A 22,400-nucleotide genomic window follows, 5' to 3' on the forward strand; every position below is an offset into this window, starting at 1 on the left:
CCCTCCCGCTTGCGGGAGGGGGACTCTGGCAGCGCCTGATCCATCGGAATAAACCACTGCGGCGTCGCGCGAAAAATGACCTTCGCCTTCGACCGCCACGAATGCGGATAGGAATGCGCGAAATCATCGCTCGCCGCGAGCAACGCACCCACTGCGCGCAGGTCCGAACAGATCGGCCCCTCGGCGGAGACGAACTTCTTGTTGATCACCGAGCCCTGCCCGCCGAGCCACGCCCAATCGTCGCGATACATCCCCGCGCCATCGACCGCGAAGACCGGCTCGATCCCGTATTGCTTGCACAGCAGGAAATCGTCCTCGCCGTGGTCGGGCGCCATATGGACGAGCCCGGTGCCCGCCTCAGTTGTGACGAACTCACCCGGCAGGAACGGCCGCGGCTTGGCAAAGAACCCGCCGAGCGCATGCATCGGATGGCGCGCGGTGGCGCCTTCGAGTTGCGAGCCCTTGAACACCGTGTCGCCGAACAAGTTGAGAATGTCGGGCGTCTCGCCACCAATGTCAGACCAATCGATCCGAGCTGCCATTCGCTTCAGTCGCGTGATGAACTCTTGCAAGAGCGGCTCAGCGACGAGCACCTTGCGGCCGATCGGGATGCCGTGTTCGGCCATCCGGTTATCGGCAATCGTGCTTTCTTCAGCGCCCATGCCCGGCTCGGTGAACAAAGTGACCAAGACATACTCGATCTCCGGCCCATAGCTCAGCGCCTGGTTCACCGGGATCGTCCACGGCGTCGTCGTCCAGATCACCGCATGCGCACCGACCAGCTCGGGCGCGTTCGGTGCGTCCATGATCTCGAACGCCACGTCGATCTGCGTCGACACGACGTCCTCATATTCGACCTCGGCCTCGGCGAGCGCGGTCTTTTCGACCGGCGACCACATCACCGGCTTGGCGCCGCGATAGAGCTGGCCGCTCTCCGCGAACTTCATCAGCTCGGTGACGATCGTCGCCTCGGCGGCGAAGTCCATCGTCAGATAGGGATGGTCCCAGTCGCCATTGATGCCGAGCCGCTTGAGCTGCTCGCGCTGCACGTCGACCCAATGCTGCGCATACGCGCGGCACTCGGCGCGGAATTCGCGCGGCGGGACCTCGTCCTTGTTGCGCTTCTTGGCGCGATACTGCTCTTCGACCTTCCACTCGATCGGCAGGCCGTGGCAGTCCCAGCCGGGCACATAGGGCGCGTCCTTGCCGAGCAGCCCCTGCGTGCGGCACACCGTGTCCTTGAGGATATGGTTGAGCGCATGGCCGATATGCATGTCGCCGTTCGCGTACGGCGGGCCATCATGCAGGATGAACTTCTCGCGGCCGCGGCGGGCTTCGCGGGTCTTCTCGTAGAGGTTCATCGCCTGCCAGCGCGCGAGGATGCCGGGCTCCTTGGCGGGGAGACCGGCTTTCATCGGAAAGTCGGTCTTCGGCAGGAAGACGGTGTCGCGATAATCGCGTTGGGCTTCGCTCGCGGCGGCTGCGGTGTTTGGCGTGTCGGTCATTTGAGTGCGGCCTTAGCCGAGCCGCCCTGCTGTATAAAGCCCTCCCCGCAGGGGAGCTTCCAATCACGATGATCCTGCGTTGCGCGATGGGGGCGTCTTCGTGGCTTCGCGTCTTTGTGTGAAACCAGCTTCTTTCTCACGCGAAGACGCGAAGACGCGAAGACGCGAAGCCACGAAGAAGAGAAGAAGCGTCGCCGCGAACGCATCACCTCCGCGTCCTCTGCGCCTCTGCCCGAACCGAAATCTTCTTTTTGCGCGCAGAGAGGGAAGCCGCTTCGCGGGTGCGCTCAACGAGCGCTCACCAATTCCACACCATCCCGGTCTCGCTGAACGGCTTGGGCTCCATCGGCGGGATCGTCGCGTCGTTGAGGTCGCAGTGCCAGTATCCGACGTCGATCCAGCGCCCGTCCTTGTAGCCCGCCTCGCGGAAGAACCCGGCGCGCTTGAAGCCGACCGATTCGTGCAGCCGGATCGAATGATCGTTGGGCAGCGCGATCACGCCGATCGCATGCGTAAACCCCTGCGCGCGCACCGTGTCGATCAGCGCATCGTACAGCTGCCGCCCGTTGCCGCGCCCCTGCGTGCCCGTCTCGAGATAGACCGTCGTCTCGATCGTGAAGCGATACGCCGGCCGATCGCGGAACGCCGAGGCATAGGCATAGCCGAGCACCGCCCCGCCCTCGCCTTCGGTCGCGACCAGCCACGGATACAGCCCGCCCGAAGACGCCATCCGCTGCGCGATCACCGTGGCATCGGGCGCCTCGGTCTCGAACGAGACCACGCCGCGCTCGACATAGGGGCGGTAGATCGCCGCGATCGCCGCGGCATCGTCGGGCGTCGCGGGGCGGATCGCGACGCGGGTGGGTGCGGGATCCATGCTCACAGCCCGAACCGCGCGAGCACGAAGTCCATCAGCCGCGCGTCCCCGGCGCGCGGCGCATTGCCGCCGACGCCCTCGCATTCGAGGCAACGCGCCTGGATCGCAGCACCCGTGCCGATCCGCGTCACGTCGCCCAGCGCGCGCGCGAACACCGCACGCCGCTCGGCCGCCATCCGCGTGAAGGCGTCGCCCGCCGACGCGTCGTCATCCTTGTTCGAATCGGCGAACTGCTGGATCATCTTGGCGAACGCGCTCGGCTTCTTCTCGAGATATTCGGCGTGATAACCGTCGGCCTTCAGCCCCGCGCGCCGCGCCGCCTCGGCGATCGCATCCTGCAACCCGCCGAACTTGTCGACCAGGTGGAGCTGCAACGCAGTCCCGCCATCCCAGACACGCCCCTGCCCGATCTCGTTGACCTGCTCGGGCGTCATTTTGCGCGCATTGGCGACCCGCGTGATGAACTGGCGATAGCCATTCTCGATCCCCGCCTGGAAGATCGCATCGGTCTCGGGGTTGGTGCCGCCATAGATATCCGGCTGTCCCGACAGCGGCGTGGTGCGCACACCATCGGTTGTCAGGCCGACCTTCTTGAGCGTGTTCTCGAAGGTCGGGATGATCCCGAAGATGCCGATCGACCCGGTGATCGTCGTCGGCTGCGCGAACACCATGTCGCCCGCGGTCGACACCCAATAGCCGCCCGATGCCGCGACCGAGCCCATCGACACGACGATCGGCAGCTTCTGCGCCTTCGCCTCCTGGATCGCACGGCGCATGTCTTCCGATGCGAGCGCCGAGCCGCCGGGCGAATCGACACGCACGACAAGCGCCTTGAGGTCCTTCTTGGCGAGCGCGTCGAGCAGCAGCTTCGACACCGTGTCCGACCCGACATTGCCGCCCTGCGACTTGCCGTCGACGATGTCGCCGGCGATCGTCAGCACGCCGACCTTGTCGCCGCCGGTCGGCAGCGGATTGGCGGCGACATAGGCGTCGTACTTGATCGTCTTGAACAGTCCGGCCGCCTTGCCGGCATCGGCGCCGGCGATCTCCGCCACGCGCTTGCCGAAATCGAGCCGCGTGCCGAGCTTGTCGACGAGGCCAGCATCGAGATTGGCCTTGGCGATGTCGCCCTGCGCCGCGGTGATCACCGCGCCCGGCGTCGCGAGGAACGGTGCGAACTTCGCCTTGGGACGCGCGGCCGCAACCGACTGTTGCCAGTTGGCGAACAGCACCTGGTCCAGCTTGACCACTTCTTCCTTCGCCTCGGGCGAGGCTTCGGTACGCGTGTACGGCTCGACGAACGACTTGTACTTGCCGACGCGGTAGACGTGCGCATTGACGCCGAGCTTGTCGATCAGGCCCTTGTAATAGAGTTGCGATCCGCCCGGTCCCATGAACAGCGTGCCGCCCATCGGGCTTTCCCAGATCTCGCTCGCATTGGCAGCAAGGCGGTACCCGGAATCGGTATAGGCTGTCGCGAACGCCAGCACAGGCTTGCCACCATCGCGCACGCGCTTCAGCGCCGCGCCGACTTCGTTCAGCGCCGCCGGATAGCCGCCGCCGAACGAGTCGAGATCGAGCACGACGACCTTGACGCTGGCGTCCTTGGCCGCCTTGTCGAGGCTGCGGACCACATCGCGCAGGCGATATTCGTGGTTGCCTCCGTCGCCGCTCAGGCTGGCGAAAGCGCCGACGTCCTGCGTCTGCTCGACGATCGGGCCATCGAGCTTGAGCACGAGCGCCCCGTCGCCGACCGCGCGCTTGTTCGGTTTTGCCGCGAGCGCTGCGAACAGCAGGCCGAAGAACAGCAGCATCGCGATGAGGACCAGCGCGTCCTTGATGCCGACGAGTATCTTCCACGCGCCCCGTACGAGTTTCATCTGGCCGATCCCTGCTTGGCGGAAATAGGGCCCTTCGCTACGGCAAGCCACGGCGCGAGTAAATGCGTGTTAGTTCGCCAACACGCGCAATCCCTCGCACCAGAAAATGCGGTGGTGGCGGTTGACGATGCGCGGTGTCGCTATCATATCCCGCCCTGCTGGCACTCACCAACGTCGAGTGCTAACACCTGTTCATCATAAAGGGACTTCGCCCATGACCTTTCGTCCGTTGCACGATCGCGTGCTCGTCCGCCGCGTAGAGGCAGAAGAAAAGACCGCCGGTGGGATCATCATCCCCGAGACCGCCAAGGAAAAGCCGCAGGAAGGCGAAGTCGTCTCCGTCGGCACCGGCGCTCGCAACGAAGCCGGTGAAATCCACCCGCTCGAAGTCAAGGCCGGCGACAAGATCCTGTTCGGCAAATGGTCGGGCACCGAGGTCAAGATCGACGGCGAAGACCTGCTGATCATGAAGGAATCGGACATCCTCGGCATCGTTGGCTGAGCTGCCCCCCGTCTGCGCGCAGGCGCGGATGGTGTGACTTTCGTGTGACTTTCCAGACTCAACAGACATAGAAAGGGTAGCCTCATCATGGCAGCCAAGGACGTAAAATTCGGCCGTGACGCGCGCGAGCGCATCCTCCGCGGCGTCGACATCCTCGCCGACGCGGTCAAGGTCACGCTGGGGCCAAAGGGCCGCAACGTCGTGATCGACAAGAGCTTCGGCGCACCGCGCATCACCAAGGACGGCGTCACCGTCGCCAAGGAAATCGAGCTCAAGGACAAGTTCGAGAACATGGGCGCGCAGATGCTGCGCGAAGTCGCCTCGAAGACCAACGACATCGCCGGCGACGGCACGACCACCGCAACGGTTCTGGCGCAGGCCATCGTTCGCGAGGGCATGAAGTCGGTTGCAGCGGGCATGAACCCGATGGACCTCAAGCGCGGTATCGATCTCGCGGTCATCAAGGTCGTCGAGGACGTCAAGTCGCGTTCGAAGCCGGTTTCGGGTTCGCACGAAGTCGCTCAGGTCGGCATCATCTCGGCCAATGGCGATCGTGAAGTCGGCGAGAAGATCGCCGAAGCGATGGAGAAGGTCGGCAAGGAAGGCGTGATCACCGTCGAGGAAGCCAAGGGTCTCGAGTTCGAGCTCGACGTCGTCGAAGGCATGCAGTTCGACCGTGGCTACCTCTCGCCTTACTTCATCACGAACCCCGAGAAGATGTCGGTCGAGCTTCAGGATCCCTACATCCTGATCCACGAGAAGAAGCTGTCGAACCTGCAGGCGATGCTCCCCATCCTGGAAGCCGTCGTTCAGTCGGGCCGTCCGCTCCTGATCATCGCCGAGGACATCGAGGGTGAGGCTCTGGCCACGCTCGTCGTCAACAAGCTGCGCGGCGGCCTCAAGGTCGCAGCGGTCAAGGCACCGGGCTTCGGCGATCGTCGCAAGGCGATGCTCGAAGACATCGCGATCCTGACCAAGGGCGAGATGATCTCGGAAGACCTCGGCATCAAGCTCGAGTCGGTCACGATCGGCATGCTCGGCACCGCCAAGCGCGTCACGATCGACAAGGACAACACCGTCATCGTCGACGGTGCTGGTGACTCGGACGCGATCAAGGGCCGCACCGATGCGATCCGTCAGCAGATCGAGAACACGACGAGCGACTACGACAAGGAGAAGCTCCAGGAGCGTCTCGCCAAGCTTGCTGGCGGCGTTGCCGTGATCAAGGTCGGCGGTTCTTCGGAAGTCGAAGTCAAGGAGCGCAAGGACCGCGTCGACGACGCGCTGCACGCAACCCGCGCAGCCGTTGAAGAAGGCATCGTCCCCGGCGGCGGCACGGCTCTCCTTTACGCCAGCAAGGTCCTCGACGGCCTGACCGGTGCGAACGAAGACCAGACGCGCGGTATCGACATCGTCCGCAAGTCGCTCACTGCACTGGTGCGTCAGATCGCTACCAATGCCGGCCATGACGGTGCGGTCGTTTCGGGCAAGCTGCTCGACGGCAACGATCCGACGATCGGCTTCAACGCAGCGACCGACACGTACGAGAACCTGGTCGAAGCCGGCGTGATCGATCCGACCAAGGTCGTCCGCACCGCGCTGCAGAACGCAGCATCGGTCGCCGGCCTGCTCATCACGACCGAAGCGGCCGTGAGCGAGCTGCCGGAAGACAAGCCCGCAATGCCGATGGGCGGCGGCGGCATGGGCGGCATGGGCGGTATGGATTTCTGAGCCAACGCGGCCTGAGCTAAGCCACGGCTTAGCTCAGGACTCGCGTGGCTCCGGCCGGCGGGTCGTCGAGTTCACTCGACGATCCCGTCCGACGGGCACCGGCTCTGCCGGTGCCGGAAGCCCGGACCACCCAGCCCCAGGCTGGACAAAACGAAGGGCCGGCGGAGCGATCCGCCGGCCCTTTGTTTGTCTGCCGATACGCGGTATATTTCACGCCATGCCCGCGATCGCTCTCGACCCAGCCTACCGTCGCATCAGCGTCGAGGAATTCCTCGCAATGGATTTCGGCGGCGCGAAGGCCGAACTCGAGGATGGCCTGATCTATATGATGGCCGGCGGCAGCGAGCAGCATGCGCGGATCGCGTTCAATATTTTGATGGCGCTTGGCCCACGTCTGCGCGGCTCAGGCTGTCGTCCCTACGGCTCTGATCTCGCCGCTCAGACTGAAGACCGAACGGTGCGCTTCCCTGACATCAGCGTCTATTGCAACAATCCCGCGGCCCCGGAGAACGCGCGCAAGAAATTGCTCGGCGATCCGCAGGTGATATTCGAGATCCTGTCGCCCTCGACCTTCGCTTACGACCAGAAGGTCAAGCTCGCAGAATATTGCGCGCTCGCCGGTACGCGCGAAGTCATCCTCGTCGATCCCGCCGAACAGCGCATCCACCTCGTACAACGCACCCCTACCGGCGGCTGGACCGCCGACTGGCTCGCGGCGAGCGACGATCTGACCATACCCTCGCTAAACCTCACCATCCCCCGCGCGGAAATCTTCGCGCGCGACTGACGGCTCAGTTCGACGTCGGCAGATCCGCCACCGCTGCGCGCGTCGGCGCTGCGGGCGCCTGGCATTTGCGGGCATAGCCCAGCCCTTTGAGATACGCCCGCCGCGTCTGCCCGGCATAGACCGCCGCCTCGGCGCGGCGCTGCTCCTTGTCGGCCCCCGTCAGCACGCGCACCAGCCCGAGCCCCGGGATCAACGTGCTGACCGCAGTCCGAGCCGCCACCGCGGCAACTTCCGCGCCCTCGCCCTTGGGCTTGCCGGGCACATCGGCATCGGGGCCGAGCGCACCATCGAGCCGACGCACCTCTGCGGCGATCGTCGCGCAGCTTCGCGTGTTTTGCGAGGAATAGGGTGCCGATGCGGCGAGTTGCAGGATCGGCGGGATTTTGGTCTTCGAGATGCGCGTGTCGCGCAACGGCTGCGTGATGACATGACCGAGATCGTCGCGCTGCTGCGCGTCAGCGCCCGACCAGGCCAGCGGTGCCGCCGCCAGCGCGATCATGCCCCATATCAGTGTCGTGCGATGCATCATCGTCCTCCGGGTGCGTGTGTCCGAAGGACGCGAATACCCTAAAGAAGTTCCGATGCCCCGCATCCATTCGAGAGACGTGGCGAAATCGTCACGCTCCCGTCATGGACAGCGCATAAGGACGCCCCAACGCGGCACGCTAGAACATTCCAGGCGGGCGCTGCGACCAAGGGGAATTCTGATGTTCGGACATATCCGGGCGCGTAGCTTCGCGTCCAAGGCAGGCCTGTGCGCGGCGTTGCTCGGCTCCACCGCACTGCCGGCTTACGCTGCCGACGTGTCGGGCCGCGTGCTCGATCCGACGACCGGCGCGGCCCTGCCCGGCGCGACGATCGCCGCCGCCGGCCGCACCGCGATCGCCGACCGCGACGGCGTGTTCGTGATCCGCGATCTTCCGGCGGGACCGATCGAGCTGACCTTCACCTATATCGGCTATCCGAGCGTTACGCGCAGCGCGACGTCGAGCGATAGCGCCGCGATCGTCGACTTCCGGCTCAATCCGCCATCGGGCGACGTCAGCGGCGGCGAGATCGTGGTCACCGGCCAGCGCGCCGCCGAACGCCGCGCGCTCCAGGCGAAGCGGTCGTCCAACTTCATCCAGGACACGCTCAACGCCAATGACGTCGGCAAGCTGCCCGACCAGAACGTTGCCGAGGCGGTCCGCCGCCTGCCGGGCATCTCGGTCGCCAACGATCAGGGCGAAGGGCGCTACGTCATCATCCGCGGCGTCAATCCCAACCTCGCCAATGTGACGATCAACGGCCAGACCGCCCCCGCGCCCGAGCCCGAGAGCCGACAGGTCAAGCTCGACGACATCCCCTCCTCGCTGATCGGTTCGGTCACCGTCGTAAAGTCGCTGACCCCGGACCGCGACGCCAATGCGATCGCCGGTCAGGTCGACATCAACACGCTCACCGCGTTTGACCGCACTAAGGCGTTCGCCAACGCGCGGCTTGTCAGCGGCTACAACACGCTCAACAGCCGCAGCCCGTATGAGGGCGATATCACCGCGGGGACGCGCTTCGGCCCCGACAAGACCTTCGGCGTCGTGCTCTCGGGCAACTATTCCAGCCGCCCGATCGAGTCCGAGAATCTGCAGGGTTCGTCGAACTGGGGCACGCCGACCGGCGCGAGCCGCGCGCTGCCCGACGATTACCGCATCCGCGATTACAATCTCAACCGCACCCGCTACGGCGTCGTCGGCAATTTCGACTGGCGGCCGAGCTCGGACGTCAACGTCTATCTCCGCACGCTCTATTCGACCTTCAAGGACCACGAGACGCGCGACCAATCGCGAATCGAGATCCCGGTCACCTATGCCACGACCAACGCCGCGGGCGTCACCACCCAGCCGACCGCGGCGCAGCAGGCGGTCAATGCCGCGATCTCGAACGGTGGCACGTTCAGCAGCCGCGGCACGCGCTTCCTGCGGCTGCGCAACGAGGATGACTCGACCTTCTCGGGCGAGCTGGGTGGCAAGTTCCGCTTCGGCGGATCCGAGCTGCAGGTCGAGGGCACCTACAGCAAGGCGCTCAAGAAGGATCCGCTGCGCTCGGAGTTCTCGTTCCGCACCGGCAGCACCGCGCTGACCGGCCTGTCGCTCGACCTCGCCGACACGCTGTTCAAGGTCAACACCGCCAACGGTACGCCGTATAACAGCGCGCTCTACAGCGGCTATCGCGTCAGCTACGACCGCCGCCGCGCCGAGGAGAATCTCTACCAGGCGCGCGCCGACCTGACGATCCCGATCGATTTCGGCAGCGACAGCACGATCAAGCTCGGCGGCAAGTTCCAACAGACCGACAAGTCCAACAATCGCGACTTCCAGCAATATTCGCTAAGCGGCACGCTCGCCGCAACGGGGGCGGCCTCGGACGATGGCAGCGCGATCTATGACGGGCGCTATCTCGTCGGTCCGCGGATCAACTACGACCAGGCACAGACCTATTACACCGTCACCAACCCGTCCGCCCGGACGCAGAGCGCGTCGGACTCCGCCACCTCGGTCGCCAACTCGCTCGTCAACGACTACGATTTGAGCGAGAAGGTGTTCGCCGGCTACATCATGGGCACCTTCAAGTTCGCCAAGTTCACCATCGTCCCCGGCGTCCGCGTCGAGCACACCGATGGCACCTATAAGGGCAAGGCCTTCACCGCGACCTCGCTGGTGACGCAGGGCTTCAACGTCTCGAACTCGCGCGCCTATACCGACGCCTTCCCCGACCTCAACGTGCGCTTCGACGTCAACGATCGGCTCGTCCTGCGCGCCGCTGCGACCACCGCGATCGGCCGCCCCGACTACAATCTGCTGGCACCCTATGTGAACGTCAGCGACACCACGCCCAACGCCGGGGTGGTCGCGCTCGGCAATCCCAAACTCAAGCCGTACAAGGCTGTCTCGGGCGATTTCTCGGCCGAATATTATCTCGCGGGCCAGGGCATCATCTCGATCGCCGGCTTCTACAAGCATCTCGACGATCCGATCTTCACCGTCGGCACGACGCAGGGCGGCACCTTCGGCGGCACGACCTTCACCCGCGCGCAGGTGACGCAGCCGGTCAATGGCGACAGCGCGAAGATCTACGGCGTCGAGGCCAACCTCCAGGCGCAGCTGACCTTCCTGCCGGGCGCGCTGTCGGGCTTCGGCGTCTCGGGCAACTTCACCTATACCGACGGGTCGTCGCGCGGCGTGATCGGTCGCGCAGGTTCGGTGCCCAATTTGCTCCAGTCGAAATATATCGGCACGGCGCAGCTCTATTACGAGAAATACGGCCTGACCGGGCGGCTCGCCTACACCTATCGCTCGGCCTATCTCGACACGCTCGGCACGACCGCGGCGACCGATCAATATACCGACGAGAACAATTCGCTCGACGCGCGGATCGGCTATTCGCCGGTCAAGCAGTTCACTGTCTTCGTCGAGGCGAGTAACCTGCTCGACTCACCGTGGCGGCGCTACCAGGCGGTCAAGACGCAGCTGATCGAAAGCGAGCGCTATCGCCAGACCTTCCGGATCGGCGTCCAGCTCGCTTATTGAGCGCGATCGAGCGGGTAGAGCATCGCGATATTGCAGCGTTCGTAACGCGCGCCGAACTCCGCCATGATCCCCGGATCATGGCGGAAGCCGGCTTTCTCATAGAGGCGGATCGCCGTCGCGCTCTTGGCATTGCTGAGCAGGTACAGCCGGCGCGCACCCATCGCCTTGGCACGCGCGATCATCGCATCGAGCAGGAACGCGCCCGCCCCGCGCCCACGCGCGGTGTCGAGCACGCCCATCTTCGTCAGCTCGTATTGATCCGGGCCGGTCCGCTGCAGCGCGCACGCACCAACGATCCCGAGCCCCGCCGCTTCGACGAACAGGATATCGCCGCCGGGCGCGATGATCCGTTCGAACGGATGCTCGAGCACATCGCGATCGGTCTGCTCGAGCCGATACATCGCGCCGATCCACTGCGCGTTGATATCGTGGAACGCCTGCGCCAGGTCGTCACGATACGCGTGGATCGTCAGCCCGGTCATCCGCGCTTCTTCATCGCCTCGATCAGCGCCTTGACCTCCTGGCTGCGGCCACGCGGCAGGATCAGGATATCGGTGCCGCTCGCGACGACGATAAGGTCCTCGACGCCGACCATCGCAATCCGCGCACCGTCGCTGCGCACCAGACAATGCGCGGTATCGATCGCAATCACTTCGCCCTGATGAGAATTTCCGCTCTCGTCGAGCTCGCTGATCTCGTGCAGCGCGTCCCAGCTGCCCAAGTCGCTCCAGCCCATCTTGACCGGCACCACCGCGACGCGCTCGGCCTTTTCCATCACGGCGTAGTCGATCGATTCGGCCGGCGATGCCGCAAAGGCCTCGGCTTCGGGGTAAATGCGCTTGCCCTCGTGGCGCGCGTTGTCCATCGATGCCTTGCACGCAGCGAGCGTCTCGGGATCATGCTGTGCCAGCGCTTCGAGATACGAATCGGCGCGGAACAGGAAAATCCCGCCGTTCCAGGCATGGTCGCCAGCGGCAAGCATCGCTTCGGCCGCGTCGCGCGGGGGCTTTTCGACAAACTTCGCGACGCGGTGGACGCCGGCCGCGATTTCTTCGCCCATGTGAATATAGCCATAGCCCGTTTCGGGCGCGTGCGGATTGATCCCGAAGGTCACCAGCCAGCCCTGCTCGACCATCGGCAGCGCTGCTTCGACCGCGGCATGGAACGCCGGTACGTCGAGAATCACGTGATCCGACGGCATGATCAGCAACGCCGCATCGCCCGACCCCGCCGCGATCGCCGCCAATGCGATCGCCGGTGCGGTATTGCGCCCGATCGGCTCGAGGATCAGCGCATCGGCGGTGGCGGATGCCGCCTCGAGCTGCGCTTCGACCATCGCTGCGTGCTTGGCATTGGCGACGACGATCGGCGCGCTGAACCGCTCGCCTTGCGCGCGGCGTGCGGTGAGCTGAAGCATCGTCTCTTCCGCGGTAAGCGCCAGCATCTGCTTGGGCATTGCGGGGGTGGACATCGGCCACAGTCGTGTGCCCGACCCGCCCGACAGGATTACAGGGACAATCGGCTGTAGCTGTGGCATAAAAATTCCTCCTAGGTCGCGGCGCTGTAGCGGCTCCCGCGCCGGAAGGTAATCCCTTTGCCCGATCCCGATCCGGACCTTTTAGCTTTTCTTTGTCAATTTCTGCGACAGCGGCTTGCCCGTGTCGGAATCGCTTACACCCCCCGTACGAGCACGGACGAGGTTCACCCCTGATGGTCAGGTTGTTCAAGCACTACATCCCCAATGCCGTGCTGCTGCTCGGGCTGATCGACTTCGTCCTGCTGATCGCTGCGGGCGAGGTCGGCTACACGCTGCGGATGGGCCAATTGCTCATGCCGATGACGCCGATGCAGGCGCGGATCCCGCAGCTGCTGACCTTTGCCGCCTCGCTCGAAACGGCGATGCTGGCGGTCGGCGTATATGGCGCCGGCGCATTGCAATCGCTGCGCTACGCGACCGCGCGGCTGCTGGTGGCGATCTCGCTCGGCGTGATCTTCCTGAGCGTCGTGTTCTTCATCCTCCCCTCGGCAAGCTTCTGGCGCTCGAACCTGCTTTACGCGATGGGCGTAGCCGCGGTGCTGCTGATCGCGTTGCGCGTGCTCGTCGGCAAGCTGATCGGTGGGCAGGCGTTCAAACGCCGCGTGGTTGTCCTCGGCGCCGGCGCGCGCGCGGCACGGCTGAAGGCGCTCGCGCAGACGCCGGGCGCCGGGTTCGTCGTCGTCGGCTACATTGCGATGAGCGAAGCCGCACGCGTCATCCCCGAGGCGATCGCGCGCGATGCGATCTACAATCTCGCCGATCACGTCGTACTGCTCAATGCGAGCGAAGTCGTGCTCGCGCTCGAGGAACGCCGCAACGCGCTGCCGCTCAAGGACCTGCTGCGGATCAAGACCACCGGCGTCCACGTCAACGAGATCTCGACCTTCCTCGAACGCGAGACCGGCCGGATCGACCTGCAGAGCGTCAACCCGAGCTGGCTGATCTTTTCCGACGGCTTTTCCTCGGGGCGGATGTTCTCGAGCCTGTTCAAGCGATTGTTCGATATCACCGCGAGTCTGCTCCTCCTCGCCTTGACGCTGCCGCTGATCCTGCTCACCGCGCTCGCGATCAAGCTCGAAAGCCGGGGGCCGGCTTTCTACCGCCAACGCCGCGTCGGGCTCTATAATGTCGGGTTCGATTGCGTGAAACTGCGCTCGATGCGGATCGATGCCGAGGTTGCCGGCCAAGCGGTGTGGGCCGAGAAGAACGACCCGCGCATTACCCGCGTCGGCCGCATCATCCGCAAGCTCCGGATCGACGAGCTGCCGCAGACCTGGTCGGTCCTCAAAGGCGAAATGAGCTTTGTCGGACCGCGCCCCGAGCGGCCGCAATTCGTCGAGGATCTCGAGCAGCAGCTGCCGTATTACGCCGAACGTCACATGGTGAAGCCCGGGATCACAGGCTGGGCGCAGATCAACTATCCCTATGGCGCGTCGATCGAGGACAGCCGGCAAAAGCTCGAATATGATCTCTATTACGCGAAGAACTATTCGCCCTTTCTCGACCTGCTGATCCTGCTCCAGACGGTCCGCGTCGTCTTGTGGCCGGAGGGCGCGCGGTGAACGGCGCCGCCACGCTGATCCTGTGGAGCCACGCGCTCGCCGCCTTCCTGTTCGCGGGGGTCGCCGTGTCGCGACTGCGCGAAAAGGGGAAAGGGCTGCCGCGCCTAACGTTGGTCAGCGCGCTTGGCCTGACGGCTTTGTGGGCGCTCGCGGTCGCGGGAATCGAGGGACTCGATGTCGTAACGCGCGTCGTCGAGGCGCTGCGCAACCTGGCCTGGCTCGGCTTCATGTACGCGCTGATGGCCCGCGACCGTACGGCGCGCGAGCATCGCGCGGTCAGCGTGATCTATGGCGTCGTCGCCCTTGTCCTGGTCGCCGGGATCGGGCTTGCGATCCTCGAGCAGGCGATCGGCACCGCGCTGATCCCGCAACTGACCGCCGTTCGCCTCCTGCTGCGCAGCATGGTCGCGATCGCCGCGCTGCTGCTGCTTCACCAGCTTTATGCCGCCGCGACGCCACGCGCGCGCGCCGGCTTGCGGCTCGTCGTATTCGCGCTGGGTGCGATGTGGGGCATCGATTTGCTGCTCTATCTCTCGGCCTATGTCAGCGGCAGCTGGCCGGTTACGCTGACGATCGGGCGCGGCTTCGTGATGGCACTGGTCGCGCCGGTGCTCGCGGTCGCGGTACAACGCAATGGCGAGTGGACGCTGCAAGTCTCGCGCACCGTTGCGTGGCAGACCGTGTCGTTCGCGGTCACCCTGCTCTACGCCGCGGTGATGCTCGTCGCGACCAGCGCGATCGCCTCGGTCGCCGGCAGCGACGCGCGGCTGTGGCAGACCGCATTCGTGTTCGGCTCGACTGCCGCCGGGGTGACGATCCTGTCTTCGCCCTGGGTGCGCGCCTGGGCCAAGGTCAAGGTGTCGAAGCATTTCTTCCGCCACCGCTACGATTATCGCGCCGAGTGGATCCGCTTCACCGATACGCTCGGCAAGCCCGACGACGCCGCACCGCTCGACGCGCGAATCGTCAAGGCGGTCGCCGATCTCACCGATTCACCCGCCGGTCTATTGCTCGTGCCCGATGGCGCAGGGCTCGGCGTCGGCGCGGGATGGAACTGGGAGGCGCCGAGCGCCGGTGCCGAGGCGTCTCTGGTCACGCACCTCGCCACCACCGGGCGGATCGTCGAACTCGACGCAGTGCGGGCCGATACGACCGACGCGACCGAAAGCGCGAGCGTACCCATCTGGATGCTCGATGCCGACGGCTGGGTCCTGCTCCCGCTCGTCCATCTCGACCGGCTGCAGGGCGCGATCCTGCTCGCCCGCCCGCCGATCGACCGCGCGCTCGACTGGGAGGATTTCGATCTGTTGCGCATCGCCGGGCGCCAGGTCGCGAGCTATCTGGCGGAAGAGCGCGCGCAATCCGCGCTCGCCGAGGCCAAGCGCTTCGACGAATTCAACCGCCGCTTCGCCTTCATCCTGCACGACATCAAGAATCTCGTCAGCCAGTTGAGCCTCGTCGCGCGCAATGCGGAACGCCATGCCGACAATCCCGCCTTCCGCGCCGACATGATCGCAACGCTGCAGGATTCGGCCGGGCGGATGAACGATCTGCTCGCTCGGCTGTCGCAACATCACCACGCTCGCGCCGAGGAACTGCGCCCAGTCGACCTCCTCGCGCTCGCCGAACAGGTTGCGGCGCGGCGGCGCGCGCAGCATCCGGTGGTGGTCAGCGGCATGCAGCAGTTCGCGCAGGCCGATCCGGTCCGGCTCGAGCAGGTGCTCGGCCACCTCCTGCAGAATGCGATCGAGGCGAGCGCCCCCAGCGAACCCGTCACGCTCGCCCTCTCGGGCGACGCCAAGCGCGTCTCGATCGCGATCATCGACCAGGGCTGCGGGATGAGTCCCGCTTTCCTGCGCGAACAGCTCTTCAAACCCTTCGCCTCGTCCAAATCGGGCGGCTTCGGCATCGGCGCGTTCGAGGCGCGGCAGTTGACCGAAGCGATGGGCGGCAGCGTCGCGGTCGAAAGCCGCGAGCGCACAGGCACCACTTTCCACGTCACGCTCGCCGCGGCGCGGACGATCTCGCTGGACGAAGCTGCATGACCGACAAGCCCAAACTGCTGATCATCGAGGACGATCTCGGCCTGCAGCGCCAGCTCCGCTGGGCGTATGAAGGCTATTCGGTCGTTACCGCGGTCGATCGCACCACCGCGCTCGACGCGATCCGCGCCGAGGAACCCGCGGTCGTCACGCTCGATCTCGGCCTGCCGCCAGATCCAGACGGCACCAGCGAGGGGTTCGCCACGCTTGCCGAGATCCTGCGGCTCAAGCCCGACACCAAGGTGATCGTCGCCTCGGGCCACGGCGCGCTCGAAAGCGCCCGCCAGGCGATCGCCGATGGCGCATGGGATTTCTACGCCAAGCCGATCGACATCGATGCGCTCGGCCTCATCGTCGCGCGCGCCTTCCACGTTCATGCGCTCGAAGCCGAGAACCGGCGGCTGGCCGCACGCGGGAGCAGCACTGGCCTCGGCGGGATGATCACCGCGAGCCCCGAAATGCTCAAGGTCACGCGCACGATCGAGCGCGTCGCGGGCGCCGACGTGTCGGTGATGCTGCTCGGCGCGAGCGGGACCGGCAAGGAACTGCTCGCGCGCGGCCTGCACGATGCGAGCCCACGTGCAAAGGGCGCGTTCGTCGCGATCAATTGCGCCGCGATCCCCGAGACCCTGCTCGAAAGCGAATTGTTCGGCCATGAGAAAGGCGCGTTCACCGGCGCGGTGAAGACGACCGAGGGCAAGATCGAACAGGCGCAAGGCGGCACCTTGTTCCTCGACGAGATCGGCGACGTCCCGCTCCCGCTCCAGGTCAAATTGCTCCGCTTCCTGCAGGAGCGCACGATCGAGCGGATCGGCGGTCGCAAGGCGATATCGGTCGATACGCGGATCGTCTGCGCAACGCACCAGGACGTCGATGCGATGGTCGCCGCCGGCTCGTTCCGCGAGGATCTCTATTACCGCCTAGCCGAGATAGTCGTGCGCATTCCATCGCTCGCCGAGCGCAGCGGCGACGCGGCGTTGCTCGCGCAGCATTTTCTCAAAGTCTACGCCGCGTCGATGCGCTCGGGCGTCACCGGTCTTGCGCCCGACGCACGCGCCGCGATCGCGTCCTGGCCGTGGCCGGGCAATGTCCGCGAGCTCGAGAACCGCATGAAGCGCGCGGTGATCATGGCCGAGGGCAAGCTCGTCACCGCGGCCGACCTCGATCTTGCCGAGGGCCATGAGGAGCCACCGCTCAATCTGCGTGCAGCGCGCGAGGGCGCCGACCGCGCGACGATCACCCAGGCGCTCGCGCGGGCCGAGGGCAACATCTCGAACACCGCCAAATTGTTGGGCGTCAGCCGCCCGACGCTGTACGATCTGCTCAAGAGCTATGACCTCCATGCGTAACACCCTATCCAGCCGCTTGGCATCGCTCGCCGCGATCGGTGCCGCGGGTCTGCTCGTGGCCGGCTGCCACGCCCCGGTGCGGGTCGATCCCGCGGCCGCGCGGACCGAGCTCGCGCTCAGCGTCAAGGCGCTCGGCATCGGCAATTACAGCGCGGCACGCAACCATGCGCAGTCCGCGATCAAGGCAGATCCGCGCTCGGGGCTCGCGCACGCGCTGCTCGCGCGCAGCTATTTGTCGCTCGGTGACGGCATCGCTGCCGAAGGCGAACTCGGCCGCGCCAGCGCGGTGGGGTTCGATCCGGCGCGCACGCATCATCTGCTCGCGCAGGCCTGGCTACTGCAGGGGAAAGCCGACCGTGCGCTCGCGGAGGCCGCCAAGGCGTCACCCCGCTACACAGGCTATGCGATCCGCGTCGGCGCGCGCGCGCTGGCGGCACAGGGCGATCCCGCCCGCGCGCAGGCGGTGCTCGCGACGCTGCTCGCCTCGGCGCCGAACGACAGCTTCGCCTGGTCCGATCTCGGCCGCATTCAATATCAGACCGGCAATATCGCTGGCGCGATCACCGCCGCGACGCGTGCGACCGCCGCGAACGCCAACAATGTCGAGGCGCTGACACTGCGCGGCGAGCTCGTCCGTACGCAATACGGCCTCGTCGCAGCGCTCCCGTGGTTCGAGGCGGCGCTCTCGCACGATGCCTATTACGTCCCCGTTTTGATCGAATATGCCGCGACGCTCGGCGAGGTCGGGCGCTATCAGGACATGCTCGCCGCGACGCGCAAGGCGCTCGCCGCGCGGCCGGGCAACGCGCAGGCGCTGTATCTGCAGGCGGTGCTCGCCGCGCGCGCCGGCAAGGACGATCTCGCCCGCCAGTTGATGGCGCGCACAAAGACCCAGCTCGATGCCCTGCCCGGCGCGCTGCTGCTCAACGGCGCGCTCGCCTATCGCGCCGGCGTGTACCAGCAGGCGATCGATGCCTGGTCGCTGCTCGTCGGCCAGCAACCGACCAACATCGAGGCGCGGCGCCTGCTGGGAGCCGCGCTGCTGCGCTCGGGCGACGCGCGCGGCGCGCTCGACATTCTGAAGCCCGTCGCGCTGCGCGCCGATGCCGACAGCTACACGCTCTCGCTCGTCGGGCGCGCCTTCGAGCAAGCGGGCGAGCGCGACTGGGCCGCCAAATATCTCGACCGCTCGGCGATCCCCGTGGTGGCGGGATCGGCACCGCTCGGCACCGACGATGGGCTCGCCGGACTGAGCCTTGCCGCACGCGACGCGCCCAACGAACCCGTCGCGCAACTCGGTCTGGTGCGCGGCCTGCTCGAAGCGGGCGACTCCGCCGCCGCGCTCGCCAGAGCGCAGGGTCTCGTAGCGCTCACCCCCGGCGCGCCCGACGCCTATCTCGCGCTCGGCGATACGCTGATGGCGCTCAATCGCTACGGCGATGCTGCCGCAGCCTATCGCCATGCGATCGACATCCGCTTCGACGAGCCGACGATGTTGCGCACCGTCGATGCGCTCGACCGCGCCCGGCGGGCGGGCGAGGCGGCGAATGTGCTCGCGCTGTTCGTCTCGCAGAATCCGCAGAACATCGCGGGCCAGCGGCTCGCGGCGCATTGGCAGATCGCGGGCGGCGACTGGGAGGCGGCGATCGAGACGCTCGAACACCTGCGACTGCGGATCGGCGATCGCGATGCGGCGCTGCTCGCCGAGCTGTCTTATGCCTATACCGGCGCGGGCGATGCCGATGCCGGTTTTGTGTTCGGCAAGGCGGCCTATGCGCTCGCGCCGATGAACCCGGCGACCACCGACGCCTATGGCTGGGCGCTCTACCAGCAGGGCAAGAGCGCCCCCGCGCTGCAATTGCTCGAAAAGGCTGCGTCGATCGCTCCCGATCGCGCGGCGCTCCGCTGGCATCTCGGCCAGGCCTATGCCGATCTCGACCGCAGCGCCGAAGCGAAGGCGCAGATCCGCGCGGCGCTCGCCGATCCGCGCTTCGACGATCGTGCGGCGGCGCTGGCGGCGCTCAAGGTGCTGGGCTGACCGCTGCACGGTCCGGCCAGGCACGCCTAGCGAAGCGTCCGTCCGGCGTGTAGCAGGCGCGACATGACCGAGCCCAGCACCGATCCCCTCGCCCGCATCGCCGCCGCGCTCGAACGCCTCGCACCGCCGCGGCCGGTTGGCGCCGATCCGCTCGCGCACTCGGCCTATGTCTGGCGCGGCGCGGTGCTCGAGCCCGTGCGCGACTTCCGGCCGCTGCCGCTCGATCGGCTGCACGGCATCGACGCGCAACGCAACGCGATGCTGGCCAACGCGCGGCACCTTGCGGCGAGCGCCGCGGCGCATGACGCGCTGCTGTGGGGCGCGCGCGGGACGGGCAAGTCGGCCTTGGTCAAGGCGGTGACGGGCGCGGTGCAGGCCGAGGGTGGCGCGCTGGCGCTGGTCGAGATCGTGACCGCGCAGCTCGATACGCTGCCGGCGCTGTTCGCGCAGATCGCCGACCTGCCGCGCGCCTTCCTGCTGTTCCTCGACGATCTCGGCTTCGACGCTGCCGCCGATGGGCGCGCTTTGCGCTCGATGCTCGACGGCGGGGCGGAGGCGCGACCGGTCAATGCGCGGCTCGTCGTCACCTCGAACCGCCGCCATCTGGTGCCGCGCGAGATGATCGACCAGCCGCCAATGGGGAGTGGGGGCGCGGTCAATCCGCGCGACGCGGCCGACGATGCGCTCGCGCTCGCCGACCGCTTCGGGCTGAGCCTCGGCTTCCACGTCGTCGATCAGGACGGCTATCTCGCGATCGTCGCGAGCTATGCGAAGGCCTACGACCTGCCGTTCGATGCGATGGATGCCGTCGGCTTCGCAACCCGCCGCGGCGCGCGCTCGGGGCGTGTGGCGTGGCATTATGTCGTCGAGCTGGCCGGGCGGCACGGACGCGCGCTGGGGTGAGCGAGCCCCCGCCCTCTCCCGCATGCGGGAGAGGCTACGAAGACTTGGTCCGCCTTCTTCAGGCGGGCCTAGTCGTAGTCGGTGACGGTGTTCTTCTTCCTCATTTGGCGAAGAAGAAGAAGAAGAAGACCCTCACCCAACCCTCTCCCGCGAAGGCGGGAGAGGGCTAAGAGGCTAGAAAGCCTACAAACTCACGCCTGCCCTTCGACCATCTCGGCCAGTTCGAGCCAGCGCAGTTCGGCCATGGTCTTGTCTTCCTGCGCCTGGCCGATCGCCTCCATCAGCCGCTCGAAGGCATCGGGGTCGCGCGTGTAGAGATCGGGGTCCTCGAGCAGCGTCTGGTCGCGCGCGATCGCCGCGTCGAGTGCCTCGATCCGCTTGGGCAGCAGCTCGTAATCGCGCTGATCCTTGTAGGTCAGCTTGACCTTCGCGCCCGGCGCCGTCGGAGCAGCCGCCGAAACCGCATTCTTGGCGATCGCGCCGCGCTTGGTCGGCGCCTTGGCCTTGCGGCGACGCTCCCAATCCTCGTACCCGCCCGCGACAACATCGACCGTGCCCGAACCGTCGAGCCCGAGCGTGATCGTCACCGTGCGATCGAGGAAGTCGCGGTCGTGGCTGACGATCAGCACGGTGCCTTCGTAATCGCCGATCACGTCCTGCAGCAGGTCTAGCGTCTCGAGGTCGAGATCGTTGGTCGGCTCGTCGAGGATGAGCAGGTTCGACGGCTTGGCGAACTCGCGCGCCAGCAGCAGGCGCGAGCGCTCGCCGCCCGACAGCGTACCGATCTTGGCGTCGAGCACGCCGGGTTCGAACAGGAAGTCCTTAAGGTACCCAACGACGTGCTTGCGCGAGCCCTGGACCTCGACCCAGTCGCCGCCATCGGCGAGCACGTCGCGAATCGTCTTGTCGGGCTCCATCTTCGAGCGCTGCTGGTCGATGACGATGCGCTCCAGCCCCTGCGCCATCCTGATCGTGCCGTGGTCGGGCGCGAGCTCGCCGGTCAGCAGTTTGAGCAGCGTCGACTTGCCAGCGCCGTTCGCGCCGACGATGCCGATGCGATCTTTCCGCGTCACGCGCAGCGTCAGATCGTCGATGATCGTGCGGTCGCCGAACGCCTTGGTGATGTGCTTGGCGTCGATCACCACCTTCGACTTGGCGTCGCCGGTGCCGATCGAGAGGTTGGCGGCGCCCGCGGGGCCGACCATCGACGCGCGTTCGGCGCGCATCTCGACCAGCTTGGTGAGGCGGCCCTGGTTGCGCTTGCGGCGCCCGGTGACGCCCCGCAGCAGCCAATGCTCCTCGAGCTTGAGCTTGGCGTCGAGCTTCTCGGCGTTGCGCGCCTCGTCGGCATAGACCGCCTCGGTCCAGGCGTCGAAGCCGCCGAAGCCGATCTCGGCACGGCGTAAGTTACCGCGGTCCATCCACAGCGTCTGCTTGGTCAGCTTGGTAAGGAAGGTGCGGTCATGGCTGATCACGACGAACGCGCCGCGGAAGCGCTGGAGCCATTCCTCGATCCATTCGATCGCGCCGATGTCGAGATGGTTGGTCGGCTCGTCGAGCAGCAGCACGTCGGGGTTCTGCGCAAAGGCGCGCACGATCGCGGCGCGGCGGCGCTCACCACCCGAGGCCTTGGCGGCCTCGCGCGTGAGATCGATGCCGAGCTGGTCGGCGATCGCCTCGGCCTCGTGCTGCCGCGGCGCGTCGTCGCCGCCCAGCACATAATCGGCAAGCGTCGCACAACCGGTCATCGCCGGTTCCTGTTCGAGCAGGATCACGCGCGTGCCGGGGACGATCGTGCGGCGGCCTTCGTCGCTGTCGATCTTGTTGCCGAGCAGCTTCATCAGCGTGGTCTTGCCAGCGCCGTTGCGGCCGATCAGCGCGAGCCGATCGCGTGGGCCGATGTGGATGTCGAGGTTGCGGAAGAGCCATCCGGACCCCTGGATGACGCCGAGATTTTCGTATGCGAGGATTGGTGCTAATGCCATGGCCGCGCGGCCTAGCGATTTAGCGCGGGTAAATCGAGGCTAAAGCGCGGCGCGGCCGGCCTCGCCTCGAGCGAGGTGCGCTTTCCAACTTAAAAGCCCCTCCCCTTCAGGGGAGGGGTTGGGGTGGGGAAGTACAAGG

Annotated in this window: 16 protein-coding genes; 9 read left to right on the top strand and 7 right to left on the bottom strand. The window is 66.4% G+C overall.

Features of this window, described 5'->3' with window-relative positions; translation table 11 throughout:
• From EAH76_RS00005 to sppA, 3 genes are all read right to left on the bottom strand, one after another.
• Window positions 1–1,505: class I tRNA ligase family protein (locus EAH76_RS00005; RefSeq protein ID WP_140846526.1), on the bottom strand; the 1,505-nt coding region annotated here is incomplete at its 3' end.
• Window positions 1,506–1,803: 298 nt separating this feature from the next.
• Window positions 1,804–2,382, bottom strand: coding sequence for a GNAT family N-acetyltransferase (locus tag EAH76_RS00010; protein ID WP_140846529.1), 579 nt, complete (start codon window positions 2,380–2,382; stop codon window positions 1,804–1,806).
• A 2-nt stretch (window positions 2,383–2,384) separates the two neighbouring features.
• Window positions 2,385–4,262, bottom strand: coding sequence for a signal peptide peptidase SppA (sppA, locus tag EAH76_RS00015; protein ID WP_140846531.1), 1,878 nt, complete (start codon window positions 4,260–4,262; stop codon window positions 2,385–2,387).
• A gap of 214 nt (window positions 4,263–4,476) precedes the next feature.
• Here sppA and groES point away from each other — a divergent pair, with 214 nt between their 5' ends.
• The 3 genes from groES to EAH76_RS00030 all read left to right on the top strand — a co-directional run bounded on the left by groES (window position 4,477) and on the right by EAH76_RS00030 (window position 7,282).
• Complete coding sequence (gene groES / locus EAH76_RS00020; RefSeq protein ID WP_010183565.1) at window positions 4,477–4,764, top strand: co-chaperone GroES; 288 nt, start codon at window positions 4,477–4,479, stop codon at window positions 4,762–4,764.
• Between the two features lie 87 nt (window positions 4,765–4,851).
• Window positions 4,852–6,495 (top strand): chaperonin GroEL, encoded by a 1,644-nt coding sequence (gene groL, locus EAH76_RS00025; protein WP_140846533.1) that lies wholly within the window; start codon window positions 4,852–4,854, stop codon window positions 6,493–6,495.
• A gap of 217 nt (window positions 6,496–6,712) precedes the next feature.
• Window positions 6,713–7,282, top strand: a complete 570-nt coding sequence (locus EAH76_RS00030; protein ID WP_140846535.1) for a Uma2 family endonuclease — start codon at window positions 6,713–6,715, stop codon at window positions 7,280–7,282.
• Between the two features lie 4 nt (window positions 7,283–7,286).
• On the opposite strand, the gene EAH76_RS00035 is transcribed toward EAH76_RS00030, so the two are convergent.
• Entirely contained in the window at window positions 7,287–7,808 is a 522-nt protein-coding gene (locus EAH76_RS00035; protein WP_241659475.1) for a hypothetical protein, read from the bottom strand.
• A gap of 181 nt (window positions 7,809–7,989) precedes the next feature.
• Between EAH76_RS00035 and EAH76_RS00040 the strand changes: the two genes are divergently transcribed.
• Entirely contained in the window at window positions 7,990–10,845 is a 2,856-nt protein-coding gene (locus EAH76_RS00040; RefSeq protein WP_140846538.1) for a TonB-dependent receptor, read from the top strand.
• On the opposite strand, the gene EAH76_RS00045 is transcribed toward EAH76_RS00040, so the two are convergent.
• Together EAH76_RS00045 and EAH76_RS00050 are read right to left on the bottom strand one after the other, a co-directional pair.
• Window positions 10,839–11,327, bottom strand: coding sequence for a GNAT family N-acetyltransferase (locus tag EAH76_RS00045; protein WP_140846540.1), 489 nt, complete (start codon window positions 11,325–11,327; stop codon window positions 10,839–10,841). The two genes, EAH76_RS00040 and EAH76_RS00045, sit on opposite strands and share 7 nt — an antisense overlap.
• Entirely contained in the window at window positions 11,324–12,382 is a 1,059-nt protein-coding gene (locus tag EAH76_RS00050) for a mannose-1-phosphate guanylyltransferase/mannose-6-phosphate isomerase (protein WP_140846542.1), read from the bottom strand. The genes EAH76_RS00045 and EAH76_RS00050 overlap by 4 nt, the downstream gene beginning before the upstream one ends.
• Before the next feature lie 173 nt (window positions 12,383–12,555).
• On the opposite strand from EAH76_RS00050, the gene EAH76_RS00055 reads away from it, so the two are divergent.
• The 5 genes from EAH76_RS00055 to EAH76_RS00075 all read left to right on the top strand — a co-directional run bounded on the left by EAH76_RS00055 (window position 12,556) and on the right by EAH76_RS00075 (window position 20,276).
• Window positions 12,556–13,944, top strand: a complete 1,389-nt coding sequence (locus EAH76_RS00055) for a TIGR03013 family XrtA/PEP-CTERM system glycosyltransferase (RefSeq protein WP_140846545.1) — start codon at window positions 12,556–12,558, stop codon at window positions 13,942–13,944.
• The gene (prsK, locus tag EAH76_RS00060; protein ID WP_194150912.1) at window positions 13,941–15,989 is read left to right on the top strand and encodes an XrtA/PEP-CTERM system histidine kinase PrsK; all 2,049 of its coding nucleotides are present in this window, start codon (window positions 13,941–13,943) and stop codon (window positions 15,987–15,989) included. The genes EAH76_RS00055 and prsK overlap by 4 nt, the downstream gene beginning before the upstream one ends.
• Window positions 15,986–17,335: a PEP-CTERM-box response regulator transcription factor gene (gene prsR / locus EAH76_RS00065; RefSeq protein WP_140846548.1), complete on the top strand. Its 1,350-nt coding sequence runs from the start codon at window positions 15,986–15,988 to the stop codon at window positions 17,333–17,335. The genes prsK and prsR overlap by 4 nt, the downstream gene beginning before the upstream one ends.
• Window positions 17,328–19,373, top strand: a complete 2,046-nt coding sequence (locus EAH76_RS00070) for a tetratricopeptide repeat protein (RefSeq protein WP_140846550.1) — start codon at window positions 17,328–17,330, stop codon at window positions 19,371–19,373. Before prsR ends, EAH76_RS00070 begins: the two co-directional genes overlap by 8 nt.
• A gap of 63 nt (window positions 19,374–19,436) precedes the next feature.
• Complete coding sequence (locus EAH76_RS00075) at window positions 19,437–20,276, top strand: DUF815 domain-containing protein (protein ID WP_140846552.1); 840 nt, start codon at window positions 19,437–19,439, stop codon at window positions 20,274–20,276.
• Window positions 20,277–20,467: 191 nt separating this feature from the next.
• Here EAH76_RS00075 and EAH76_RS00080 read toward each other — a convergent pair whose 3' ends face one another.
• Window positions 20,468–22,261 carry an ABC-F family ATP-binding cassette domain-containing protein gene (locus EAH76_RS00080; RefSeq protein WP_140846555.1) on the bottom strand — a complete coding sequence of 598 codons (1,794 nt, stop codon included), beginning with the start codon at window positions 22,259–22,261 and terminating at the stop codon, window positions 20,468–20,470.
• Window positions 22,262–22,400: the final 139 nt, after the last annotated feature.

The organism is Sphingomonas glacialis, assembly GCF_006439055.1.
Classification (GTDB): Bacteria; Pseudomonadota; Alphaproteobacteria; order Sphingomonadales; family Sphingomonadaceae; genus Sphingomonas; species Sphingomonas glacialis_A.